Source organism: Pseudomonas arsenicoxydans, from assembly GCF_900103875.1.
GTDB classification, from domain to species: Bacteria; Pseudomonadota; Gammaproteobacteria; order Pseudomonadales; family Pseudomonadaceae; genus Aquipseudomonas; species Aquipseudomonas arsenicoxydans.
The window spans coordinates 2,052,447-2,075,917 of record NZ_LT629705.1 but is presented as its reverse complement, the minus strand read 5'-3'; the positions used below and the strand labels follow the sequence as shown (position 1 = coordinate 2,075,917).

The window sequence follows — 23,471 nt, the reverse complement described above, 5'->3', positions numbered from 1 at the left end:
GACAGGACCGGGTTCAGGTGCATAGACAGCTTCCTTTTAAAGTTTTCCAAGGCACCGGGATGACAGGCCAAGTATCCTCGACATCCGGCGCCCGCACCCGAGGGGCGAAGCGCTATTTTGATAACTGAATGCAGTTGAACATCAAGCCCGGACATTTGCGCTCACGGGCTGGCGATTTGAGGATAGACATGAAGTTTCTTTGTACCGGCGCCCAATTGCCCGACAACAGCAGTCGCGGTTTCGACATCGGCAGCCAAAAGCTGTTTGCCGTGCGCCGGGGCGGCCAAGTGTATGTCTACATCAATCGCTGTCCACACCGGGGCGTCGGCCTGGAATGGAAAGCCGACCAGTTTCTCGATCCCAGCAACAGCCTGATCCAGTGCGCGACCCACGGCGCACTGTTTCTGATCGAAGACGGCGAATGCGTCGCCGGCCCCTGCGCCGGACAATCCCTGACCTCCATTGTCTGCCGCGAAGACGCGCAAGGGATCTGGATCAGCCTTTAATCGCCGAGCAATACGTCCAGCCGCCGATCGACCACCATCTCTTCGTGGCTCAACCGAACGCCGTAAGCCAGCACCTCGACACCGCAGGCCACCGCCTCACGCAATGCCGCCGCGTAGGCAGAGTCGATCTCCTCTGCCGGACGCACGGCGTCGATCCCCGTCAGATTCACACAATACAACTGCACCGCACGAATCCCGTCCCGAGCCAGATACGCAAGTTCACGCAAATGTTTCGCCCCACGCTGGGTAACCGCATCGGGAAACGCCGCCACCAATGAACCGTCGAAGCCCAACGTGACACTTTTGACTTCCACGTACGCCGGCCCGCTCGGGTAATCGAGACGAAAATCGATGCGACTGCTTTCCTGTCCGTAGGCCACTTCGCGCTTGAGCCCGGTAAAACCGTTCAGCTCCGTAATGACGCCCGCGCGCAACGCCTCTTCGATCAAACCGTTGGCGCGCCCGGTGTTCACACAAAACAGCCGACCTTGCGGGGTTTCACCGACTTCCCAGGTACCGGGCAGTTTGCGTTTCGGGTCATTGGAACGACTGAACCAGACCTGCCCGCCTTCGACCTGACAATTGAGCATCGAGCCAGTGTTGGGGCAATGAATGGTCAACAACTCGCCGTCAATGGTTTCGATATCGGCGAGAAAACGCTTGTAACGACGAATCAGGCGACCTTCTTCAAGGGGAGGATGAAAACGCATCAGCCTTGCCAGCTCTTCAAGCCGCGCGCGATCCGTTCAACCGCTTCCTGCAGGCGTGGCAAGCTTTGGGTGTAGGCAAATCGAACATGATGCCCGGCTTGATAACGCCCGAAATCCAGGCCCGGGGTAAATGCCACGTACTCGGTTTCGAGGAAATGCCGGCAAAACGCGAAGGCATCGCCGCCGAACTTGCTGATATCGGCGTACAAGTAGAACGCGCCTTCCGGTTCCACGGCGATACCAAAACCCAGTTCTCGCAGGGCGGGCAGCAGGAAATCCCGGCGACGACCGAACTCGGCGCGACGCTCTTCCAGAATGCTGATGGTCGCCGGTTCAAAGCAGGCCAGCGCCGCGTGCTGGGCCATGCTCGGGGCACTGATGTAGAGATTCTGCGCCAGTTTTTCCAGTTCGCCGACCGCCGCTTCAGGCGCAACCAGCCAACCCAGGCGCCATCCGGTCATGCCGAAATATTTAGAAAAACTATTGAGAACGAAGGCGCTGTCATCGACTTCCAGCACACTGGCAGCATCGGTGCCGTAAGTCAGGCCGTGGTAGATCTCGTCCACCACCAGATGGCCGTGACGCTCCTTGATCGCCGTCGACAATCGCGCCAACTCATCGCGGGTCAGGATTGTCCCCGTCGGGTTCGCTGGCGATGCCACCAGGGCGCCAACGCTGTCCTGGTCCCAGTGGCGGGCCACCAGGTCCGGCGTCAACTGATAGCGCACGTCCGGTCCGACCGGCACCAGTTGCGCAGCGCCTTCGACCAATCGCAGGAAGTGCCGGTTGCAGGGGTAACCCGGGTCCGCCAGCAGCCAGTGTTTGCCCGGATCCACCAGCAAAGCGCTGGCCAGCAGCAACGCGCCGGAACCGCCTGGGGTAATGAGGATTCGCTGCGGATCGATGTTCAGCCCGTAACGTTGCTGATAGAAGCCCGAAATGGCTTCACGCAACTCGGGGATGCCACGCGCAGCGGTATAACGAGTCTTGCCCGCCGTCAACGCGGCCTGGCCGGCCTGGATGATCGGCTCGGCGGTGGTGAAGTCCGGCTCGCCGATTTCCAGGTGGATGACATCGCGACCAGCAGCTTGCAGTTCATTGGCCCGCGCCAGCAGCGCCATGACATGGAAAGGTTCGATTGCGCGACTGCGGGCACTGTAGGACTGAGCCATTAGCCTTCCTTCAACGGGGAAAAGAATCGATTCTACCCAAGCGCAGGAACGAGCGAGAACCTAAAGCGGTCTGAGCGCTTATACCCCTGGCCGTAAACGACTCAAGCGTGTGCCCCAGGTTTGACTAAAATCAATAATTGATCAGGCCTCCAACGCCGCCAGACAAGGCTTTGCAATCATTTGCAAGCCCCTTGGGCCACTACCTCGACATCCGGGAGTAGCGCGCCCCGATTTGATCTGGTAAGTTCGCCCGCTTGCAGCCGCAGGGCCGGCAGGTGTCGGTGATGGAGCAATCCTGCGCAATGGATTACAAGAGTAGAGGCGGTCTATTTCATGTCCACCCAAGCAAAGCAACAAAATCAGTCGATCAGCGGCTTCGAACCCTACAAAGAAGTGAAGGGCGAGGAGTATATGGGCAAGCCCATGCGCGCTCACTTCACCAAGATCCTGAACAAGTGGAAACAGGACTTGATGCAGGAAGTCGACCGCACGGTTGATCACATGAAAGACGAAGCGGCCAACTTCCCGGACCCGGCAGACCGTGCCAGCCAGGAAGAAGAGTTCAGCCTTGAGCTGCGCGCCCGCGACCGTGAGCGCAAGCTGATCAAGAAGATCGACAAGACGCTTCAGTTGATCGAAGACGAAGAATATGGCTGGTGCGAGTCCTGCGGCGTCGAGATCGGCGTCAAGCGACTGGAAGCCCGCCCTACCGCCGACATGTGCGTTGACTGCAAGACCCTGGCGGAAATCAAGGAAAAGCAAGTCGGCAAGTAACATCGACTTGAACGAAAAACGGAGCGTGCGAACGCTCCGTTTTTGTTTCTGTAATTCGCTAGCGCAGCTCCCCACAAAGTAACATCGCCCCTATGACCACCATCACCGCCTCCTCTTACATCGGCCGCTTCGCCCCTACGCCCAGTGGACATCTGCATTTCGGTTCGCTGGTCGCAGCGCTGGCTTCGTACCTCGACGCTCGCTCGGTCGGGGGACGCTGGCTGATGCGCATGGAAGACCTCGATCCGCCACGGGAAGAACCCGGTGCTCAGGCCGCTATCCTGAAAGCCTTGGAAAGCTACGGGTTCGAGTGGGATGGCGAGATGGTCCGCCAGAGCGACCGCCACGATGCCTACGCCGAAGTCCTCAATCGCCTGTTCAATCAGGGCCTGGCGTACGCCTGCACATGCTCGCGCAAACAATTGGAGCCGTATCACGGCATTTATCCGGGTTTTTGTCGCAATGCCGGGCATGGCACCGAAGACGCAGCGATTCGCTTGCGCGTGCCTGAATTGGAATACCACTTCATTGATCGGGTGCAAGGCGAATTCCGCCAGCACCTGGGCCGGGACGTCGGCGATTTCGTGATCCGTCGCCGCGACGGCCTCTACGCCTATCAACTGGCGGTGGTGCTCGACGATGCCTGGCAAGGCATTACCGACATCGTGCGGGGCGCCGATTTGCTCGACTCGACCCCGCGCCAGCTTTACCTGCAAGAACTGCTCGGCCTGCCGCAACTGCGTTACCTGCATATCCCGTTGATCACCCAACCCGACGGCAACAAACTCGGCAAGTCCTACCGCTCGCCGCCATTGACCGAAGATCAGGCCACGCCGCTGCTACTGCGTGCACTGCGAGCGCTGGGCCAGTCCCCGGGTGCCGAACTGGAATATGCCACGCCACGGGACGTGCTGAATTGGGGCATCGCCCACTGGGATGCGCGGTCAATCCCGCGCACACTGGCGCTGCCCGAGGCGCAATTGCAGTGATCCCGCTTGCAGTGGCGCACCCATCCGTTACCATCGCCGCACGTTTTCGGGCACGCGCCTAAAAAAGAGAGGCCGGGATGTACATCTATCGCTTGGTCCTGCTCCTGGTAGTGGGGATTTATCTGTTCTCCCCGGCCATCATGGATTGGTGGATCGACGCCACTGGCGCCTGGTATCGCCCCTATCTGCTCTGGCTGATTCTGATCGTCGTGACCTTCATCCTGCAGAGCCAAAAAGATGCCGATGAGCTTTAGCCTGACCCAGATGATCCTGATCAGCGCCGCGTACCTGGCGGTGCTGTTCGGCGTAGCCTGGATCAGCGAACGGGGCATGATCCCCCGGGCGATCATTCGCCACCCGCTGACGTACACCTTGTCGCTGGGCGTTTACGCCAGTGCCTGGGCATTTTATGGCACGGTGGGCCTGGCCTATCAGTACGGCTACGGCTTTCTCTCCAGCTACCTGGGTGTCTCCGGCGCGTTTTTGCTGGCGCCAGTGTTGCTGTACCCGATTCTGAAAATCACCCGCACCTATCAACTGTCATCGCTGGCCGACCTGTTCGCGTTCCGCTTTCGCAGCACGTGGGCCGGGGCGCTGACCACAATCTTCATGCTGATCGGCGTGCTGCCATTGCTGGCATTGCAGATTCAGGCCGTGGCCGACTCTATCGGCATCCTGACTCGCGAACCGGTGCAGCATCGCGTGGCCCTGAGCTTTTGCGCACTGATTACGCTGTTTACGATTTTCTTCGGCTCCCGCCACATTGCGACGCGCGAGAAGCATGAAGGCCTGGTGTTCGCGATCGCTTTCGAGTCGGTGATCAAGCTGATCGCCATTGGTGGTGTCGGTCTGTATGCCCTTTATGGCGTGTTCGATGGCCCGCAACAGCTGGAGTTGTGGCTGCTGCAAAACCAGACCGCCCTCGCTGCATTGCACACACCATTGCAAGAAGGTCCGTGGCGCACGCTGTTGCTGGTGTTCTTCGCTTCGGCGATCGTGATGCCGCACATGTACCACATGACGTTTACTGAAAACCTCAATCCGCGCTCGCTGGTCAGTGCGAGCTGGGGCTTGCCGCTGTTCCTGCTGTTGATGAGCCTGGCGGTGCCGCTGATTCTATGGGCCGGCCTGAAACTCGGCGCCACCACCAATCCCGAATACTTCACGCTGGGCATCGGCATCGCCGCCAATAGCAAAGCCCTGGCGCTATTGGCTTATGTCGGCGGGTTGTCGGCGGCCAGTGGTTTGATCATCGTCACCACCCTGGCGCTGTCCGGGATGGCGCTGAACCACCTGGTGCTGCCGCTCTATCAGCCGCCGGCGGAAGGCAATATCTATCGCTGGCTGAAGTGGACCCGCCGGGCGCTGATCGTCGCGATCATCATGGCCGGTTACGGGTTCTACCTGCTGCTGGGCGCCGAACAGGATCTGGCGAACCTGGGCATCGTTGCGTTTGTGGCGACGTTGCAGTTCTTGCCAGGCGTGCTGTCTGTCCTCTATTGGCCAACCGCCAACCGCCGCGGCTTCATTGCCGGATTGCTGGCGGGGATTCTGGTGTGGGTGGTGACCATGCTGTTGCCGCTGGTCGGCAACCTGCAAGGCTTCTACATTCCGCTGCTGAACATGATCTACGTGCTGGACGACACCAGTTGGCACATGGCAGCGATCGCATCGCTGGCCGCCAACGTGCTGATGTTCACCCTGATCTCGCTGTTCACCAATGCCAGTCCCGAAGAGGCCAGTGCCGCCGAAGCCTGCGCCGTGGACAACGTACGTCGCCCGCAACGCCGTGAACTGCATGCAGCTTCGCCCCAGGAATTCGCCACACAGTTGGCCAAACCACTGGGCGCGAAAGCCGCACAGAAAGAAGTCGAACAGGCGCTGCGCGACCTTTATCTGCCGTTCGACGAGCGTCGGCCGTACGCCTTACGCCGTTTGCGTGACCGTATCGAAGCCAACCTTTCCGGCCTGATGGGCCCGAGTGTGGCGCAAGACATGGTCGAAACCTTCCTGCCTTATAAGGCCGGCGGCGAAAACTACGTCACCGAAGACATTCACTTCATCGAAAGCCGCCTCGAGGATTACCACTCGCGCTTGACGGGACTTGCCGCCGAACTCGACGCCCTGCGCCGCTATCACCGTCAGACCTTGCAGGAATTGCCGATGGGCGTCTGCTCGCTGGCCAAGGATCAGGAAATCCTCATGTGGAACAAAGCTATGGAGGAGCTGACCGGAATTGCCGCACAGCGTGTGGTCGGTTCGCGCCTGAGCACCATCGCCGATCCGTGGAAGGAGCTGTTGCAAGGCTTCATTAATCTGCCGGACGAGCACTTGCACAAACAGCACCTGGCACTCGATGGCCAGACACGCTGGCTGAACCTGCACAAAGCGGCGATCGATGAACCACTCGCTCCGGGCAACAGTGGCCTGGTGCTGCTGGTAGAGGACCTGACCGAAACCCAGATGCTCGAAGACAAACTGGTGCACTCCGAGCGTCTGGCCAGCATCGGTCGACTCGCCGCCGGCGTGGCGCACGAAATCGGCAACCCGATCACCGGCATCGCGTGCCTGGCGCAGAACCTGCGCGAAGAACGCGAAGACGATAGCGAGCTGAAGGAAATCAGCGGGCAGATTCTCGAGCAGACCAAACGTGTCTCGCGCATCGTCCAGTCGTTGATGAGCTTCGCCCACGCAGGCAGTCATCAGCACAGCGACGAGCCCGTCTGTCTGGCCGAAGTGGCTCAAGATGCCATCGGTTTGCTGGCCCTGAACCGGCGCAATTTCGAAGTGCAGTTCTATAACCTCTGCGACCCGGATCACTGGGTCGAGGGTGACCCGCAGCGACTTGCCCAGGTCCTGATCAATCTGCTCTCAAACGCCCGTGACGCCTCGCCTCCCGGCAGTGCGGTGCGGGTCAAGAGTGAAGCCGGCGAACACACGGTCGACTTGATCGTGGAAGACGAAGGCAGCGGTATTCCGAAGAACATCATGGACCGATTGTTCGAACCTTTCTTCACCACCAAGGATCCTGGCGAAGGCACCGGTCTGGGCCTTGCACTGGTCTATTCCATCGTTGAAGAGCATTATGGACAAATCACCATCGACAGCCCGGCTGATGTTCAAAGCCAACGCGGCACCCGTATCCGGGTGACCTTGCCGCGTCATGTCGAAGCGACGTCCGCTGTGAACTGAGACCGTCGAGAGTATCGAATCAATGCCGCACATTTTGATCGTCGAAGACGAAACAATTATCCGCTCCGCCTTGCGCCGCCTGCTGGAACGTAACCAGTACCAAGTCAGCGAAGCCGGTTCAGTGCAGGAAGCACAAGAACGCTTCACCATTCCCACGTTCGACCTGATCGTCAGTGACCTGCGCCTGCCTGGCGCCCCGGGCACCGAGTTGATCAAACTTGGCCAGGGCACTCCGGTGCTGATCATGACCAGCTACGCCAGCCTGCGTTCGGCCGTCGACTCGATGAAGATGGGCGCGGTGGATTACATCGCCAAGCCTTTCGATCACGACGAAATGCTCCAGGCCGTCGCCCGGATCCTGCGCGACCGCCAATCGGTGCAAGCCAGCGCTGAACCTGCCACCGGCAAAACCGCCAATGGCGCCGCGAAACCGGGTGTCGATAACAGCAACGGCGAAATTGGCATCATCGGCTCATGCCCGCCGATGCAAGACCTGTACAGCAAAATTCGCAAAGTCGCGCCGACCGATTCCAACGTCCTGATCCAGGGCGAATCCGGCACCGGTAAAGAACTGGTGGCGCGCGCACTGCACAACCTGTCCAAGCGCGCCAAGGCACCGATGATTTCGGTGAACTGCGCAGCCATTCCGGAAAGCCTGATCGAGTCCGAACTGTTCGGCCACGAAAAAGGCGCGTTCACCGGCGCCAGCGCCGGGCGCGCCGGTTTGGTCGAAGCAGCGGATGGCGGCACCTTGTTCCTCGATGAAATCGGCGAATTGCCGCTGGAAGCCCAGGCCCGCCTGTTGCGCGTGTTGCAGGAAGGCGAGATTCGCCGGGTCGGTTCGGTCCAGTCGCAGAAGGTCGATGTGCGCCTGATCGCGGCGACTCACCGGGACCTCAAGAGCCTGGCGAAGATCGGCCAATTCCGTGAGGACTTGTACTACCGCCTCCACGTGATCGCTCTGAAACTACCGGCCCTGCGCGAGCGCGGTGCCGACGTCAACGAAATCGCCAACGCCTTCCTGGCCAGACAGAGCGCGCGGGTCAACCGCACCGATCTGAAGTTTGCCACGGATGCCGAACAAGCGATTCGTCATTACACCTGGCCGGGTAACGTGCGCGAGCTGGAAAATGCGGTCGAGCGCGCCGTCATCCTGTGTGAGAGCCCGGAGATTTCCGCCGAGCTGCTGGGCATCGACATCGAGCTGAGCGATCTGGAAGACGACGACTTCATGGGCCTGGCGCCGCAGCAGGGCAACAATGCCGGCAACAACAGCCATGAGCCGACCGAAGACCTGTCACTGGAAGACTACTTCCAGCACTTCGTCCTGGAGCATCAGGACCACATGACCGAAACCGAGCTGGCCCGCAAACTCGGGGTCAGTCGCAAGTGTCTGTGGGAACGTCGTCAGCGCCTGGGTATCCCGCGGCGCAAGACAGGGGTCGCCAGCGAGAGCTGAACCACAGCTGTCTGATGTGCGGGTAACTCGTGACTTTGCGAAGAAACTGTTACCCCACCTGGACCGCGTAACAGAAGCCGGGGCTTACGGTAACGAAGCCCCGGTTTTTTTGGGCCTTGAAAAACCCCGCCAGCCGGCCTAACCCCTTGTTTTACTGGCCCTCGCAAAAGTTGGCACGCACCCTGCTATATGTTTGGTACAAGAACAATAACAAGCAATGCACAAGACAATAAAAATAAGACGAATCGACTCACGCACAATAAAAACAAGACGGCGAGAGGCGCAGCTAACTGATTCTTTTGGAGAGGCGTTGTATTTGGGGCTTGCCCCACGACCAGGCCGAGAATAATAAAAAACTGTCCTAAGACAGTGCCTGAACTGGTTGGATCGTAAGATCACTGCAGCACAGCGACCAAAGCAATCCGTTTGCTCTTGGCTCCCGATTGGGAGGGTCATGAAAGGAAAAACTTCATGACGAGGGCACTTAACAAAAACAAAAAGCCCGAAACCAATAATAAAAATAGAGCATGCAACTACTTCTTGGGGAGCTTCGGCTCCCCTTGTAGTTTCTGGCATTTGGCCTGGTACGCGACATCCCCTGCACACGCTTGCGCAGCTTCCTACACCATCCCCCGACTAAATGCTAGAATCCCCGCCCATCATGCGGTCATTCTTCGTTATGGCCGAACATTCCTTCAAACAGTGCATCCCATGCTGAAGAAGTTGTTCCAGTCATTCCGTTCTCCCAAGCGTCATACGCAACACATTCGCACCACGCCTGAAGTCCTCAACAGCGGCCAACACTCGCTGCAAAAGGCCCAATTCAGCCGTTATGCGGTGAATATCGTCGAACGCCTGCAGAACGCCGGTTACCAAGCCTACCTGGTCGGTGGCTGTGTGCGTGACATGCTGCTCGGCATCACGCCTAAAGATTTTGACGTCGCCACCAGCGCCACGCCTGAACAGGTGCGTGCCGAATTCCGCAACGCGCGGATCATCGGTCGCCGTTTCAAACTCGTGCACATTCACTTTGGCCGCGAAATTATTGAAGTCGCGACCTTCCGCGCCAATCACCCGCAAAATGACGAGGAAGAAGACAGCAACCAGTCTTCCCGTAACGAAAGCGGGCGCATCTTGCGCGATAACGTCTACGGCACGCTGGAAGAAGACGCGCAACGCCGCGACTTCACCATCAACGCCCTGTATTACGATCCGGTCAGTGAGCGCATTCTCGACTACGCCAACGGCGTACACGACATCCGCAATCACCTGATCCGCCTGATCGGCGACCCCAAGCAGCGCTATCAGGAAGACCCGGTACGCATGCTGCGGGCCGTGCGCTTCGCCGCCAAGCTGAATTTCGGTATCGAAAAACACAGCGCCCTGCCGATTCGCGACCTGGCGCCGATGCTGCGCGAAATCCCCTCGGCCCGCCTGTTCGAAGAAGTACTCAAGCTGTTCCTCTCCGGCCATGCCGCAGACACCTTCGAGATGCTCGTCGACTTGCAACTGTTCGATCCGCTGTTCCCGGCCAGTGCCGAAGCGCTCGAATACAACCCGACCTATACCCATACCCTGATCAGCGAAGCGCTGATCAACACGGACCTGCGGATCAAGCAGAACAAACCGGTCACCCCGGCGTTCCTGTTTGCGGCCCTGCTGTGGCCTGCCCTGCCGGCGCGCGTACTGCGCCTGCAAGAACGCGGCATGCCGCCAATTCCGGCGATGCAGGAAGCGGCGCACGAGCTGATTGCTGAACAGTGCCAGCGGATCGCGATTCCAAAACGCTTCACCATGCCAATCCGCGAGATCTGGGACATGCAGGAGCGCCTGCCACGGCGCAGCGGCAAACGTGCCGACCTGCTGCTGGACAACCCGCGGTTCCGTGCTGGCTACGACTTCCTGTTGCTGCGCGAAAGCGCTGGCGAGCAGACCGATGGCCTGGGCGAATGGTGGACGGATTATCAGGACGCCAACGACAGCGAACGTCGCGACATGATCCGCGACCTCAGCGGCAAGGATGAAGGCACCGGCGCTCCACGCAAACGTCGTCGCAGCGGTGGCGCCAAGCGCAAACGCACAGCCGGCGCACCGAGCGCCACGGGCGAGTAATCCATGGAACGCATCTACATCGGCATGGGCAGCAATCTGGCTGACCCTGCTGAACAGTTGCGCAGCGCCGTCAATGCGCTCGCCCAGTTGCCACAGACCGAACTGGTCGGGGTGTCCGCGTTTTATCAAAGCGACTCGCTACTGCCCGGCCAACCGCGTTACACCAACGCGGTTGCGGCGCTGCACAGCACACTCGCGCCGCTGGACCTGCTCGATGCACTGCAAGCCATCGAGAACGAACAGGGCCGTGAACGCCTTGAACGCTGGGGACCACGCACGCTGGATCTCGACATCGTACTGTTTGGCGATCGGCTGATCGATGAACCGCGTCTCAAGGTGCCGCACTACCATCTGCAGGAACGAGCGTTCGTTCTGTATCCGCTGGCCGAGCTTGCGCCTGCGGATTTGCGTCTGGCCGATGGTCGCATGCTGAGCGATTTGCTCGCTGCCTGCCCGTTCGTCGGCCTGGAACGCCTCTCCCAAAATTGAAACACACCCCTGTGGGAGCGGGCTTGCCCGCGATTGGGATCTTACATCCAACATCAATGCTGGCTGATAGTCCGCCATCGCGGGCAAGCCCGCTCCCACAGGGTTCAGTATCAGGCCTGAAGATCGACGGCAAAGTTGCTGAAACGCATCAGTTACAGCGGTAACACCCGCCTCGTAACAACGCGGTAACACATCCAATTGACTTCCCGAGTTCTCCTCACGACTATAGGCGTCCCGCTGCCGCCAACACGGCGTTAAAGGGCGCAATCCAGGCCTTAAAAGCACGACAACAGACCGTGCGCCTGTATTTAACGAAGAATCACGCGCGTTACTCGCAGTAGTTTCCACAGCGCCTGAATGAGGAACTTTTCATGCCAGCCATCACCCTGACCACGCTGCAAGGTCTCAAGCAAAAAGGTGAGAAAATCACCATGCTGACCTGCTATGACGCAACCTTCGCCCACGCCTGTAATGAGGCTGGCGTCGAAGTGCTGCTGGTGGGCGACTCCCTCGGCATGGTTTTGCAAGGTCATGACAGCACCCTGCCCGTGACCACCGCTGAAATGGCTTACCACGTGGCGGCCGTCAAACGCGGCAACACTGATGCGCTGATTCTCGCCGACCTGCCCTTCATGGCCTACGCCACCACCGAACAAGCCATGACCAACAGCGCGCTGTTGATGCAGGCCGGTGCGCACATGATCAAAGTTGAAGGGGCATTGTGGCTCGCCGATTCGATCCGCCTGCTCGCCGAACGCGGCATTCCGGTTTGCGCGCATATGGGCCTGACACCCCAATCGGTGAACATTCTGGGCGGCTACAAAGTCCAGGGGCGCAACGAGAACCAGGCGCGGCAGATGCGCGCCGATGCGATTTCCCTGGAGCAGGCTGGCGCGGCCATGCTGCTGCTCGAATGCGTGCCGAGCGAATTGGCTGAAGAAATCACCCAGGCCGTAAAGATCCCGGTGATTGGCATCGGCGCCGGCAGTGGCACCGACGGCCAGGTATTGGTGCTGCACGACATGCTGGGCCTGTCCATCACCGGTCGCGTGCCAAAATTCGTCAAGAACTTCATGAATGGCCAAGCCAGTATCCACGCGGCACTGGGCGCCTACGTCACTGAAGTCAAAGAAGCGACTTTCCCTGGGATCGAACACGGATTCTCTGCATGAACACCGTCAAAACCGTACGCGAACTGCGGGCCGCCGTGGCTCGGGCCCGCAATGAAGGCAAGCGCATCGGCTTCGTGCCAACCATGGGCAACCTGCACAGCGGCCATGTCGCGCTCATCACCAAAGCCTCCCAACGGGCGGATTTCGTGGTCGCGAGCATTTTCGTCAATCCGCTGCAATTCGGCGCCGGCGAAGACCTCGATAAATACCCGCGGACCCTTGCCGCCGACCAGGAAAAACTGCTCCAGGCCGGTTGCCATTTGCTGTTCGCCCCATCCGTTGAAGAAATGTACCCGGATGGCATGACCGGCCAGACCCGCGTCAGCGTGCCGCAACTCTCCGAAGGCCTGTGTGGCGCCAGCCGTCCCGGGCATTTCGAAGGTGTGGCGACGGTGGTCAGCAAGCTGTTCAACATGGTCCAGCCCGATCTGGCGATTTTCGGCCAGAAAGACTTCCAGCAACTGGCGGTCATTCGCGCGCTGGTGCACGACTTGAACATGCCGATCCAGATCATTGGCGAACCGACCGTGCGTGCGGCCGATGGCCTGGCGCTGTCGTCGCGCAATGGTTTCCTCAGCGAGGAGCAACGGGCCGTGGCCCCCGTGGTGTATCGCGGTTTGTGCCAGATCGCAGAGTCGATCAAACAGGGTGAGCGCGACTACCCGGCGCTGATCGACGCGCAGATCAAGCAGCTTGAAGCGGCGGGATTGCGTACGGACTACCTGGAAATTCGCCATGCCCTGACCCTGCGTCCGGCCACGGCGCAGGATCGGGACCTGGTGATTCTGGTCGCAGCGTTCCTGGGGACCACGCGGTTGATCGACAACCTGCACCTGAACCTCGACGCGCCCGCATAAACACCACCAAACCTTGTGGGAGCGAGCTTGCTCCCACAAGGGTTAAGCAGTGGCCACACACTGTATTGCCGCCCCTCAAGCCTTCGGGCAAACTGCCCGCCGTTCGATTCCGACCTGGGGAAACACTCATGCACGCCATCATGCTCAAAGCCAAGCTGCATCGCGCCGAAGTCACCCACGCTGTACTCGATTACGAAGGCTCCTGCGCCATCGACGGCGAGTGGCTGGACTTGTCCGGTATCCGTGAATACGAACAGATCCAGATTTATAACGTCGACAACGGTGAACGCTTCACCACCTACGCGATTCGTGGCGAAGAAGGCTCGCGGATGATTTCCGTCAACGGTGCTGCCGCGCACAAGGCCAAGGTCGGCGATCGAGTGATCATCTGCGCATACGCTCATTACAGCGAAGCCGAACTGCTCAACTTCAAGCCGCGGATGCTCTACATGGCGCCGGGCAACGAACTGAGTCACACCAGCAACGCCATCCCGGTTCAGGTCGCCTGATCGAACCGACGCCCTCTCTCTTGCCCGTTTGTCGGCTCGTGCATGACTTCGGTGTTAAAAAAGTACCGAAAACGGGTCAGACAAAGGCAAGACAGATCACTGCGCGGGGTTTACTGTATTCGCCCTGCGCCATGAAATCGTCTCGACGCAGTTGACCGGACCGCCCGCAGCGCTCCGGGATTTTTCGTGTTCAAAAAGCCGTTCAAGTAAAAAGGAAACCCGCAGCGATGGCGTACTACCGCACTCCTCATGACGTGACCGCTCTGCCCGCCTGGCAAGCGTTGAAAAACCACCGCCAAGCCATGCAGGATTTCAGCATGCGCGAAGCCTTTAATGCCGACCCGCAGCGCTTTACTCAATTCACCCTCAGCAGCTGCGGCCTGTTTCTCGATTACTCCAAGAACCTGATCAACGCCCAGACCCGCAATCTGCTGGTGGGCCTGGCCAACGAAGTCGACCTCAAGGGCGCGATCAAGTCGCTGTTCGACGGCGAAATCGTCAACTCATCCGAAGGTCGCCCGGCCCTGCACACCGCTCTGCGCCGCCCGGTTGGCGACAAGTTGTCGGTGAACGGCGTCAACGTGATGCCCGAAGTGCACAAAGTACTCAACCAGATCACTGATCTTGTGGGCCGTATCCACGATGGTCTGTGGCGCGGTTACACCGAGAAGCCGATCACTGACGTGGTGAACATCGGCATCGGTGGCTCGTTCCTCGGCCCTGAACTGGTGTCCGAAGCGCTGTTGTCCTACGCCCAGAAAGGCGTGCGTTGCCATTACCTGGCGAACATCGACGGCAGTGAATTCCACGAACTGACCATGAAGCTCCGCGCCGAGACCACGCTGTTCATCGTCTCGTCGAAATCCTTCAACACCCTCGAAACCCTGAAAAATGCCCAGGCCGCACGCGCTTGGTACCTGGCCCAGGGTGGTTCGGAAGCCGAGCTGTATCGCCACTTCATCGCCGTGTCGAGTAACAACGCTGCCGCCGTAGCTTTCGGCATCCGCGAAGAAAACATCTTCCCGATGTGGGACTGGGTCGGCGGTCGTTATTCGCTGTGGTCGGCCATCGGTTTGCCGATCGCCCTGGCCATCGGCATGTCGAACTTCAAGGAACTGCTGTCCGGTGCCTACACCATGGACCAGCATTTCCAGAGCGCGCCATTCGAACAGAACATGCCGGTCCTGCTGGCGTTGCTCGGCGTCTGGTACGGCAACTTCTGGGGCGCGCAAAGCCACGCGATCCTGCCGTACGACCACTACCTGCGTAACATCACCAAGCACTTGCAGCAGTTGGACATGGAATCCAACGGCAAGAGCGTGCGTCAGGACGGCACGCCAGTGTCCACCGACACCGGCCCGGTCATCTGGGGCGGCGTGGGTTGCAACGGTCAACACGCTTACCACCAGTTGTTGCACCAGGGCACCCAACTGATCCCGGCCGACTTCATCGTGCCGATCGTCAGCTTCAATCCGGTGTCCGATCACCACCAGTGGCTGTACGCCAACTGCCTGTCGCAAAGCCAGGCATTGATGCTCGGCAAGACCCTTGCCGAAGCTGAAACCGAGCTGCGCGACAAAGGCATGAGCGAAGAAGAAGTGCATAAACTCGCGCCGCACAAGGTGATCCCGGGCAACCGTCCGAGCAACACCCTGGTGGTCGAGCGCATCAGTCCGCGTCGTCTTGGCGCACTGGTGGCGATGTACGAACACAAAGTCTTCGTGCAAAGCGTGGTCTGGGGCATCAACGCCTTCGACCAGTGGGGCGTGGAGCTGGGCAAGGAACTGGGCAAAGGCGTCTACAACCGCCTGGTCGGCAGCGAAGAAACCCCGGCTGACGATGCATCCACCCAAGGCCTGATCAATTACTTCCGCGGTCGTCACCGCGGTTGATCTGAAGCCACACTGCTATTCACTGTGGGAGCGAGTTCGCTCCCACAGTTGTTTTGGGTTACCCATTCGCAAGGCGTTCGGCTTGAACCCTTCCGCTACTCGGCGCATCTTTAGATCTTGTCGCAAAACGAGAATAAGGAACCGTCATGTTCGATATCAGCACGTTCCCCAAAGCCGATGCCGTCCGCCGGGCTGCTCACTTGAGTCAAGACGACTATAAGCGCCTCTATCGCCAATCCATCGAACACCCCACTGAGTTCTGGGCAGAACAAGCCACCCGGTTTCTCGACTGGAGCAAACCCTGGGACACCGTCCAGCGCTACAACCTGAAAACCGGTGAGGCCAGCTGGTTTGCCGGCGGCAAGTTGAATGTCAGTTACAACTGCATCGACCGCCATCTGGAAAAACGCGGCGACCAGACCGCCATTCTCTGGGAAGGCGACGACCCTGCTGAATCGGCGCAGATCACCTACAAAAAACTCCATCACAACGTCTGCCGCCTGGCCAACGTGCTTAAAAGCCGTGGCGTGAAAAAGGGCGACCGCGTGTGCATCTACATGCCGATGATTCCCGAAGCCGCCTACGCCATGCTCGCCTGTTCGCGGATTGGCGCGGTGCATTCGGTAATATTCGGTGGCTTCTCTTCTGATTCTGTACGCGACCGCATTCTCGATGCCGATTGCTGTACCGTGATCACCGCCGATGAAGGCGTGCGCGGCGGTAAATTCGTGCCGCTCAAACAGAAAGTCGACGAGGCACTGAAAAGCTGCCCGAACGTCAGCACGGTCATTGTCGTCGAGCGCACCCAAGGCGAGGTGGACTGGGTCGAGGGCCGCGACCTCTGGTATCACCAGGCGTTGCGCGAAGTCAGCGACGATTGCCCGCCGGAACCGATGGACGCCGAAGACCCGCTGTTCATCCTCTACACCTCCGGCAGCACCGGCAAACCCAAAGGCGTGCTGCACACCACCGGCGGCTATCTGCTGCAAGCGGCAATGACCTTCAAGTACGTGCTCGACTACCGCGACGGTGAAGTCTTCTGGTGCACCGCCGACGTCGGCTGGGTCACCGGCCACAGCTACATCGTCTATGGCCCGCTGGCCAACGGCGCGACCACGCTGATCTTCGAAGGGGTGCCGAGCTACCCGAGCAGTTCGCGCTTCTGGCAGGTCATCGATAAACATCACGTCAACATTTTCTACACCGCCCCGACTGCGCTGCGCTCGCTGATGCGTGAAGGCCCGGAACCCTTGAAGGAAACGTCGCGCGCGAGCCTGAGATTACTCGGCAGCGTCGGTGAGCCAATCAACCCGGAAGCGTGGGATTGGTACTTCAATGCCGTCGGCGAACAACGTTGCCCGATCGTCGACACCTGGTGGCAGACCGAAACCGGCGGCATCATGCTCAGCCCGCTGGTTAGCGCACAACGGATCAAACCCGGGTGCGCCACACAACCGATGTTCGGCGTGCAACCGGTGCTGCTGGATGAGACGGGCAAGGAAATCAAAGGCGCCGGCAGCGGCGTGTTGGCGATCAAGTCCAGTTGGCCGGCACAGATCCGCAGTGTCTACGGCGATCCACAACGGATGGTCGACACCTACTTCAAGCCCTATCCCGGCTATTACTTCACAGGTGACGGCGCGCGGCGCGACGAGGACGGGGATTACTGGATCACCGGACGCATCGACGACGTGATCAACGTTTCCGGGCACCGTATTGGCACGGCAGAAGTGGAAAGCGCGCTGGTCCTGCACGACAGCATCGCCGAAGCCGCCGTGGTTGGTTACCCCCATGACATCAAGGGCCAGGGCATCTACGCCTTCGTCACCCCCATGAACGGTACCGAACCCACTGACGAACTGAAGAAAGAACTGCTGGCCCACGTCAGCAAGGAAATCGGCAGCTTCGCCAAGCCGGACTTGATCCAGTGGGCGCCGGCCTTGCCGAAAACCCGCTCAGGCAAGATCATGCGGCGCATCCTGCGCAAGATCGCCTGCAACGAACTCGACAGCCTCGGTGACACCTCGACACTGGCTGATCCAAGTGTGGTGCAAGGCCTGATCGATAAGCGTCTGAACCAATAAGCCTCACGCGGCCAGCAATGGCCGCGTTTTCTTTCTACAACTGAGTCGCCATGGAATTTATCCGCAGCCGCATCGAAACCCAGCTCATGAGCCTGACCGGTCTGTCCCTGGGCAAACTCGACCTGGAAAATCCAAAGGGTGATCCCGGCCTGTTCGGTCCCGATTCGGTGAGCTGGCAAGTCCATGGCGATTTCAGCAGCATGCTGATCGGCGGCATCAGCGCGTTGATGCTCCAGGCCTTGCATCCCTTGGCATTGGCCGGGGTCTGGGATCATTCGAATTTTCGCGAAGACATGATCGGCCGCCTGCGCCGCACCAGTCAGTTCATCTCTGGAACGACCTTCGGCTCGCGCAAGGATGCCGACTGGTTGATCGAGAAAGTCCGCACCATTCACCTGCAAGTGGTCGGCACCGCGCCGGATGGCCGGCCCTACGCCGCCAGCGATCCCGACCTGCTGACTTGGGTGCACGTGGCCGAGGTCAGCAACTTCCTGGCCGCGCATCTGCGGTATCGCAATCCGCACCTGTCCCCGCTTGATCAAGATCGTTACTACGGCGAAATCGCGATGATTGCCGAACGCCTCGGCGCCCGCGATGTGCCGCGCAACCGCAAGGAAATCGCGGATTACCTTGAACGAATCCGCCCGCAACTGCTGTGCGACCAGCGCAGTCGCGAGGTGTTGCGACTGCTGCTGAACGCGCCCGCCCCCAGCCGCTTGGCCAAACCGTTCGGCGGCTTGATGATGCAGGCCGGGATCGACCTGTTGCCAGACTGGGCCAGTGACATGCTCGACGTGCGCCAGAACCCGCTGCAACGCCAACTGATCCGCGCCAGCGTCAAGCGCAGTGCGCCGATGCTGCGTTGGGCGATGCGAAATGGTTCGGTGCAGCGGGCCAAACGACGCATGGGGTTACTCAGCTAAAGCTTCAAGCTTCAAGCTTCAAGCTTGCGGTTTGAGGTTTGAGGTTTGCAGCTCAGTAACTGTTAAACTCCCGCGCCAAATTCCCTCCTGCAAGGCGCCCAGCATGTCTTCCTTGAATCAGGCGCTGCGCGCCGCCCTCGATCATCGCCAGGACCTGCTTGCCGAACTGCATCAGCAAGGCACTGACTGTTACCGCCTGTTCCACGGCAGCCAGGAAGGCGCCGGTGGCCTGACCATTGATCGCTACGGCCCGCAATTGCTGGTGCAAAGCTTTCACCAGGCGCTGGAACGTGACGCGCTGCTGCAGCTGCACGAAACGATTAATCAACAGCTGGGCCTGGAAACGCTGCTGATCTATAACGATCGCTCCCGGGGCAACTCGCGCATCGACCGCGAAGACATCGTCTACCGCGCCGACGACGCCGCGCTGCAGGATCTGGTCGGCCACGAATGGGGGCTCAATTACCGAGTGCGCGGGCGTCATGCCGGCCAGGATCCGTTGCTGTTCCTCGATCTGCGCAACACTCGCGGCTGGGTCAAGCAACACAGCCAGAACAAAAGCGTGCTCAACCTGTTCGCCTACACCTGCGGCGTGGGCTTGAGCGCTGCGGCCGGTGGCGCTCGTGAAGTGTGCAATCTGGATTTCGCCGAGGGTAACCTGGCGGTCGGTCGTGAAAACGGTCTGCTCAATCCGCAGTTGCCGGCCATGGAATTCATTCAGTCCGATTACTTCCCGGCGATCCGTCAACTGGCCGGGTTGCCGATCAGTCAACGACGTGGGCAGAAACTGCCGAGTTACCTGCGTCTTGAACAGCGTCAATACGACCTCGTACTGCTCGACCCGCCCGCCTGGGCCAAGAGTGCATTTGGCACGGTCGACCTGTTGCGTGACTACCAGAGCCTGCTCAAACCCGCCCTGCTGACGACCGCCGACAATGGCGTGCTGATCTGCTGCAACAACCTGGCAAAGGTCAGCATGGACGATTGGCGCGAACAGGTTTTGCGTTGCGCAGAGAAGGCTGGCCGGCCGGTGCGTGAGTGGACGGTGATGAAGCCCGGCGGCGATTTCCCATCGCTGGATCAACAACCGCCACTGAAAACCCTGATCCTGCAATTCTGAGATTTAGCAAAAAATCAGATTAATCCTGGAAAGCAGGATGGCTTCGGAACCGCAAACGCGTGCCATACTCCAACGCACTCCGATTCAGACAGACGAAGCCACACATGCCCAAAGGATTGATTCGCGCTATCGGCGCTTTGTTGACTGCTCTGGCCCTTTATAGCCTGCTGGGGTTTCTGATTTTACCGGGCATCGCACTGCGGATTGCCAATCAGCAACTGGCCAACTACGCCACGATGCCCGCCACGATTTCGCGGATCGAACTCAACCCCTTCAGCCTTGAAGTCACCCTTTGGGGCCTGGTCATCGGTGAGCCGGGCAAGGAACAGGTCGGCTTCGAGCGCCTGTACGCCAATTTGCAGATCGACAGCCTGTGGACCAAGGCACTGCACCTGTCCGATATCGAAATAGACAAGCCCAAGACCGAAATCCTCTTTGGCAAGGACGGCAAACTCAATCTGCTGGGCCTGTTCAAAATACCCGCCAGCGAACCGACCCCGGTCGACCCGAACGCCAAGCCGTTTCCGCTGCGCATCGAGCGCATCAAACTGGCTGGCGGCAATGTGCATTTTCAGGATTCACGCCCCAGTGAACCCATTGAGTTTCTTTACGACAAGCTCGACTTCGAACTGAAGAATCTCAGCACCCTGCCCGAAGACAGTGCCAACATGACGCTGGTGGCCAATGGTCCGGGAGGTGGACAGCTCGACTGGACCGGCAATTTCAGCCTGATCCCGATTACCTCCGAAGGTAAGCTGAAAATCACCGACGGCAAGATGAAATCCTTTTGGCCCTATGTCCGTGATGCTTTGCCGCTGGTACTGGAAAACGGCGTCCTCAACCTGAGTACCGACTACAAGCTCAACCTGTCCAAAGAAACCCAACTGCTGCTGAGCAACGTTACCGTCAGCGTTGCGCCCTTCGCCATCAAGGCCCCGGACGGTCGGCCGTTGGCGAGACTGGAGCGCCTGGACATCAGCGACACCACCGTCGACCTGGCCAAGCAACAAGTGGTGGTAGGCAAGATCCGCAGCAATAAACTGGAAACCTGGGCCGCCCTCGAAGCCGATGGCCAACTTGACTGGCAAAAACTGTTCGCCAGCCAACCGTCCAAAGCGGCGGTAAAAGCTAACACCGAGCCGAAGAAAACGCCGGCGGCCGCCGATTCGCCGAAAGCCGAACCCGCCGCGCCAGGCAAACCGTGGCAAGTGCTGCTCAAAGACGTGCAACTGCGCAATTACCAGGTGCATCTGGCCGACCGCAAGGCGCAACCTGCCGTGGCATTGGACGTCGGTCCGCTGAACCTGGACCTGCAAAACTTCGACAGCCTTAACGGCTCGCCTTTCAACCTCAAGCTCGACACCGGCGTGGGCAAGCAAGGCAAACTCACGGCCGACGGCTTGGTCAATCTGGCGCCGGTCAGCGCCAAGCTGAAGGTGCAGACCAAAGACATCGATCTGCGGATCGCGCAGTCCTACATCACCCCATTCATCCGCCTCGAACTGCGCAGCGGCATGCTCGGCAGTGACCTGGCTGTCGACCTCAAGAGCACCGAGCCGCTGGCATTCAACGTCACCGGTCGCGCTCAGGTCGATCAACTGCATACCCTCGACACCCTGAAAACCCGCGACTTCCTCAAGTGGCAGCAATTGGTGCTCGAAGGCCTGAATTATCAGCACGGTGACAGCCTGTCGATCGACAAGGTCAACCTGTTCCAGCCGTATGCGCGCTTCATGATCAACGATGACCGCACCACCAACATCGACGACCTGCTGATCCCGCAACCGGCCGATTCAGGTGCTGCCAAGACAGCAGCAGCCAAACCCGTTAGCAAAGATAAACCTCTGGGCATCCACATCGGCGGCGTGGCCATCAATGACGGTTCGGCGAACTTCGCCGACTTCAGCCTGACCCCCAACTTCGCCACTGCCGTGCAACAACTCAACGGGCAGATCGGCACCATCGACAGCCGTCAGGCCAAACCGGCCAGCGTTGATATCAAAGGCAAGGTCGACCGCTATGCACCTGTGACCATCAAGGGCTCGGTCAACCCGTTCGACCCAATGGCCAGCCTCGACATCGCCACCAGTTTCAAACGCGTGGAACTGACCACGTTGACGCCCTACTCCGGCAAGTTCGCCGGTTACCGCATCCGCAAGGGCCGGCTCAATCTCGACCTGCATTACATGATCACCAAAGGCCAGCTCAAGGCTGAAAACAAAGTGGTGGTCGAGCAGCTGCAACTGGGTGAAAAAGTCGACAGTCCGGACGCCGTCAGCTTGCCGTTGAAACTGGCGATTGCCTTGCTCAAGGACGTCGACGGCAAGATTTCCATCGAGCTGCCGGTGACCGGCGACCTGAACAACCCACAGTTCAGCATCATGCCGATTGTCTGGCAGACCTTGCGCAACCTGATCGTCAAGGCTGCCGCTGCGCCGTTCAAAATGATTGGCGGGCTGGTCAGTGGCGGCGGTTCCGAAGATCTGGGCAGCGTGTCGTTCGCACCAGGTTCGAGCGACTTGAGCAAGGAGGCCGAAGCGGCACTGGTCAAACTGTCGCAAGCCTTGAAGGAACGCCCGGCCCTGCGTCTGGAAATTGAAGGCACTGCCGCCGCCAGCAGCGACGGTCCGCTGATTGCCGAGCAACGGCTTGAGCGCGAATACCAATACAACTACTACAAAATGCTCCAGCGTCGCGGGGACAAGGTTCCGGCCCAGGCGTCGTTGGTCGAAGTGCCGGACAGCGAGAAAGGCCCGTTGCTGGAAGGGATCTACCGCATACGCCTGAAGACCCAGCCACCCGCCGAATGGAAGGACCTGGGCAAGGAAGAACGCACCGCCAAAATGCGCGCCGAGGTGATCAAGTTCTGGAGTAACAGCGATGTGCTGCTGCGACAACTCGGTCAGGAACGTGCCAGCAGCATCAAGGATTTCCTGGTGGACAAGACCCAGATGGCCGATGACCGTGTCTACTTCGTCGACGCCAACCTTGGCGAGGCGCAAAGTGATGGTCGTGTAGTGACGCCGATGCATCTGGACGCCGAATGATGATCAGACGAGTGCTGATGGGCCTGAGCGTGACCTTGACACTGGCGACCAGCCAGGCTTGGGCGACCGATACATTGCGCTGTGGCAGTCAATTGGTCAGCGTGGGGGACAGGTCCAGCGAAGTGCTGCAAAAGTGCGGTGAGCCCATTGCCCGCGACTTGCTGGGCTACAAGCGCAGCGCCAATCGACGGGAAGAGTTTCAAGTCGAGGAATGGACTTACGGACCCAACAGCGGGATGTATCAATACCTGCGGTTTGAAGGCAATCGGCTGAAACAGATCACCAGCAAACGCGGAAACTGAGTACACCACAACCCCATGTGGGAGTGAGCCTGCTCGCGATGAGGCCATAACATTCACCATCGATGCTGACTGTTATACCGCCATCGCGAGCAGGCTCGCTCCCACACTGATTTTGCGGCGCCCACAATAGAACAGGCCCCCGACACGAATGTCGGAGGCCTG

General features: G+C 59.6%; 19 protein-coding genes. 17 read left to right on the top strand and 2 right to left on the bottom strand.

The annotated features are described in order from the left end of the window. Window positions 1–188: 188 nt before the first annotated feature. Entirely contained in the window at window positions 189–506 is a 318-nt protein-coding gene (locus tag BLQ41_RS09510; RefSeq protein WP_090179913.1) for a Rieske (2Fe-2S) protein, read from the top strand. Here BLQ41_RS09510 and sfsA read toward each other — a convergent pair. Both sfsA and BLQ41_RS09500 read right to left on the bottom strand, forming a co-directional pair. After that, window positions 503–1,216, bottom strand: coding sequence for a DNA/RNA nuclease SfsA (gene sfsA / locus BLQ41_RS09505; protein ID WP_090179910.1), 714 nt, complete (start codon window positions 1,214–1,216; stop codon window positions 503–505). The two genes, BLQ41_RS09510 and sfsA, sit on opposite strands and share 4 nt — an antisense overlap. After that, complete coding sequence (locus BLQ41_RS09500) at window positions 1,216–2,388, bottom strand: pyridoxal phosphate-dependent aminotransferase (RefSeq protein WP_090179908.1); 1,173 nt, start codon at window positions 2,386–2,388, stop codon at window positions 1,216–1,218. The genes sfsA and BLQ41_RS09500 overlap by 1 nt, the downstream gene beginning before the upstream one ends. Before the next feature lie 333 nt (window positions 2,389–2,721). Here BLQ41_RS09500 and dksA point away from each other — a divergent pair, with 333 nt between their 5' ends. The 16 genes from dksA (at window position 2,722) to BLQ41_RS09420 (ending at window position 23,309) form a co-directional block, all read left to right on the top strand. Further along, a complete protein-coding gene (gene dksA, locus BLQ41_RS09495; RefSeq protein WP_090179905.1) occupies window positions 2,722–3,162 on the top strand; it encodes an RNA polymerase-binding protein DksA in 441 nt (146 codons plus the stop codon). 92 nt (window positions 3,163–3,254) lie between these two features. Continuing rightward, complete coding sequence (gluQRS, locus tag BLQ41_RS09490) at window positions 3,255–4,151, top strand: tRNA glutamyl-Q(34) synthetase GluQRS (protein ID WP_090179902.1); 897 nt, start codon at window positions 3,255–3,257, stop codon at window positions 4,149–4,151. 77 nt (window positions 4,152–4,228) lie between these two features. After that, the gene (locus BLQ41_RS09485; RefSeq protein ID WP_003176118.1) at window positions 4,229–4,405 is read left to right on the top strand and encodes a hypothetical protein; all 177 of its coding nucleotides are present in this window, start codon (window positions 4,229–4,231) and stop codon (window positions 4,403–4,405) included. Beyond that, entirely contained in the window at window positions 4,389–7,343 is a 2,955-nt protein-coding gene (locus BLQ41_RS09480) for a sensor histidine kinase (RefSeq protein WP_167360475.1), read from the top strand. The genes BLQ41_RS09485 and BLQ41_RS09480 overlap by 17 nt, the downstream gene beginning before the upstream one ends. Before the next feature lie 22 nt (window positions 7,344–7,365). Next, the gene (locus BLQ41_RS09475; RefSeq protein ID WP_090179895.1) at window positions 7,366–8,802 is read left to right on the top strand and encodes a sigma-54-dependent transcriptional regulator; all 1,437 of its coding nucleotides are present in this window, start codon (window positions 7,366–7,368) and stop codon (window positions 8,800–8,802) included. 711 nt (window positions 8,803–9,513) lie between these two features. Then, window positions 9,514–10,914 (top strand): polynucleotide adenylyltransferase PcnB, encoded by a 1,401-nt coding sequence (locus BLQ41_RS09470; protein WP_090179892.1) that lies wholly within the window; start codon window positions 9,514–9,516, stop codon window positions 10,912–10,914. A gap of 3 nt (window positions 10,915–10,917) precedes the next feature. After that, window positions 10,918–11,403, top strand: a complete 486-nt coding sequence (gene folK / locus BLQ41_RS09465) for a 2-amino-4-hydroxy-6-hydroxymethyldihydropteridine diphosphokinase (RefSeq protein WP_090179889.1) — start codon at window positions 10,918–10,920, stop codon at window positions 11,401–11,403. A gap of 371 nt (window positions 11,404–11,774) precedes the next feature. Beyond that, entirely contained in the window at window positions 11,775–12,575 is an 801-nt protein-coding gene (panB, locus tag BLQ41_RS09460; RefSeq protein ID WP_090179887.1) for a 3-methyl-2-oxobutanoate hydroxymethyltransferase, read from the top strand. Then, a complete protein-coding gene (panC, locus tag BLQ41_RS09455; RefSeq protein ID WP_090179884.1) occupies window positions 12,572–13,432 on the top strand; it encodes a pantoate--beta-alanine ligase in 861 nt (286 codons plus the stop codon). Before panB ends, panC begins: the two co-directional genes overlap by 4 nt. 128 nt (window positions 13,433–13,560) lie before the next feature. Then, window positions 13,561–13,941, top strand: coding sequence for an aspartate 1-decarboxylase (gene panD, locus BLQ41_RS09450; RefSeq protein ID WP_003228271.1), 381 nt, complete (start codon window positions 13,561–13,563; stop codon window positions 13,939–13,941). A 227-nt stretch (window positions 13,942–14,168) separates the two neighbouring features. Then, on the top strand, window positions 14,169–15,833 hold the full coding sequence (gene pgi, locus BLQ41_RS09445; protein WP_090179881.1) for a glucose-6-phosphate isomerase: 1,665 nt from the start codon (window positions 14,169–14,171) through the stop codon (window positions 15,831–15,833). 146 nt (window positions 15,834–15,979) lie between these two features. Continuing rightward, window positions 15,980–17,917, top strand: coding sequence for an acetate--CoA ligase (gene acs / locus BLQ41_RS09440; protein ID WP_090179878.1), 1,938 nt, complete (start codon window positions 15,980–15,982; stop codon window positions 17,915–17,917). Window positions 17,918–17,967: 50 nt separating this feature from the next. Then, window positions 17,968–18,840 carry an oxygenase MpaB family protein gene (locus tag BLQ41_RS09435; RefSeq protein ID WP_090179875.1) on the top strand — a complete coding sequence of 291 codons (873 nt, stop codon included), beginning with the start codon at window positions 17,968–17,970 and terminating at the stop codon, window positions 18,838–18,840. 103 nt (window positions 18,841–18,943) lie between these two features. Continuing rightward, window positions 18,944–19,960, top strand: a complete 1,017-nt coding sequence (locus BLQ41_RS09430) for a class I SAM-dependent rRNA methyltransferase (RefSeq protein ID WP_090179872.1) — start codon at window positions 18,944–18,946, stop codon at window positions 19,958–19,960. A gap of 59 nt (window positions 19,961–20,019) precedes the next feature. Continuing rightward, window positions 20,020–23,007, top strand: coding sequence for a DUF748 domain-containing protein (locus tag BLQ41_RS09425; RefSeq protein WP_456239011.1), 2,988 nt, complete (start codon window positions 20,020–20,022; stop codon window positions 23,005–23,007). Beyond that, the gene (locus BLQ41_RS09420; RefSeq protein WP_090188440.1) at window positions 23,007–23,309 is read left to right on the top strand and encodes a DUF2845 domain-containing protein; all 303 of its coding nucleotides are present in this window, start codon (window positions 23,007–23,009) and stop codon (window positions 23,307–23,309) included. Before BLQ41_RS09425 ends, BLQ41_RS09420 begins: the two co-directional genes overlap by 1 nt. The last annotated feature ends 162 nt before the right edge of the window (window positions 23,310–23,471 follow it).

Excerpts from the sequence above, each read along its gene's own strand:
- BLQ41_RS09510 (WP_090179913.1), top strand. The coding sequence starts at position 189 with ATGAAGTTTCTTTGTACCGGCGCCCAATTGCCCGACAACAGCAGTCGC.
- sfsA (WP_090179910.1), bottom strand. The coding sequence starts at position 1,216 with ATGCGTTTTCATCCTCCCCTTGAAGAAGGTCGCCTGATTCGTCGTTAC.
- BLQ41_RS09500 (WP_090179908.1), bottom strand. The coding sequence starts at position 2,388 with ATGGCTCAGTCCTACAGTGCCCGCAGTCGCGCAATCGAACCTTTCCAT.
- dksA (WP_090179905.1), top strand. The coding sequence starts at position 2,722 with ATGTCCACCCAAGCAAAGCAACAAAATCAGTCGATCAGCGGCTTCGAA.
- gluQRS (WP_090179902.1), top strand. The coding sequence starts at position 3,255 with ATGACCACCATCACCGCCTCCTCTTACATCGGCCGCTTCGCCCCTACG.
- BLQ41_RS09485 (WP_003176118.1), top strand. The coding sequence starts at position 4,229 with ATGTACATCTATCGCTTGGTCCTGCTCCTGGTAGTGGGGATTTATCTG.
- BLQ41_RS09480 (WP_167360475.1), top strand. The coding sequence starts at position 4,389 with ATGCCGATGAGCTTTAGCCTGACCCAGATGATCCTGATCAGCGCCGCG.
- BLQ41_RS09475 (WP_090179895.1), top strand. The coding sequence starts at position 7,366 with ATGCCGCACATTTTGATCGTCGAAGACGAAACAATTATCCGCTCCGCC.
- BLQ41_RS09470 (WP_090179892.1), top strand. The coding sequence starts at position 9,514 with ATGCTGAAGAAGTTGTTCCAGTCATTCCGTTCTCCCAAGCGTCATACG.
- folK (WP_090179889.1), top strand. The coding sequence starts at position 10,918 with ATGGAACGCATCTACATCGGCATGGGCAGCAATCTGGCTGACCCTGCT.
- panB (WP_090179887.1), top strand. The coding sequence starts at position 11,775 with ATGCCAGCCATCACCCTGACCACGCTGCAAGGTCTCAAGCAAAAAGGT.
- panC (WP_090179884.1), top strand. The coding sequence starts at position 12,572 with ATGAACACCGTCAAAACCGTACGCGAACTGCGGGCCGCCGTGGCTCGG.
- panD (WP_003228271.1), top strand. The coding sequence starts at position 13,561 with ATGCACGCCATCATGCTCAAAGCCAAGCTGCATCGCGCCGAAGTCACC.
- pgi (WP_090179881.1), top strand. The coding sequence starts at position 14,169 with ATGGCGTACTACCGCACTCCTCATGACGTGACCGCTCTGCCCGCCTGG.
- acs (WP_090179878.1), top strand. The coding sequence starts at position 15,980 with ATGTTCGATATCAGCACGTTCCCCAAAGCCGATGCCGTCCGCCGGGCT.
- BLQ41_RS09435 (WP_090179875.1), top strand. The coding sequence starts at position 17,968 with ATGGAATTTATCCGCAGCCGCATCGAAACCCAGCTCATGAGCCTGACC.
- BLQ41_RS09430 (WP_090179872.1), top strand. The coding sequence starts at position 18,944 with ATGTCTTCCTTGAATCAGGCGCTGCGCGCCGCCCTCGATCATCGCCAG.
- BLQ41_RS09420 (WP_090188440.1), top strand. The coding sequence starts at position 23,007 with ATGATCAGACGAGTGCTGATGGGCCTGAGCGTGACCTTGACACTGGCG.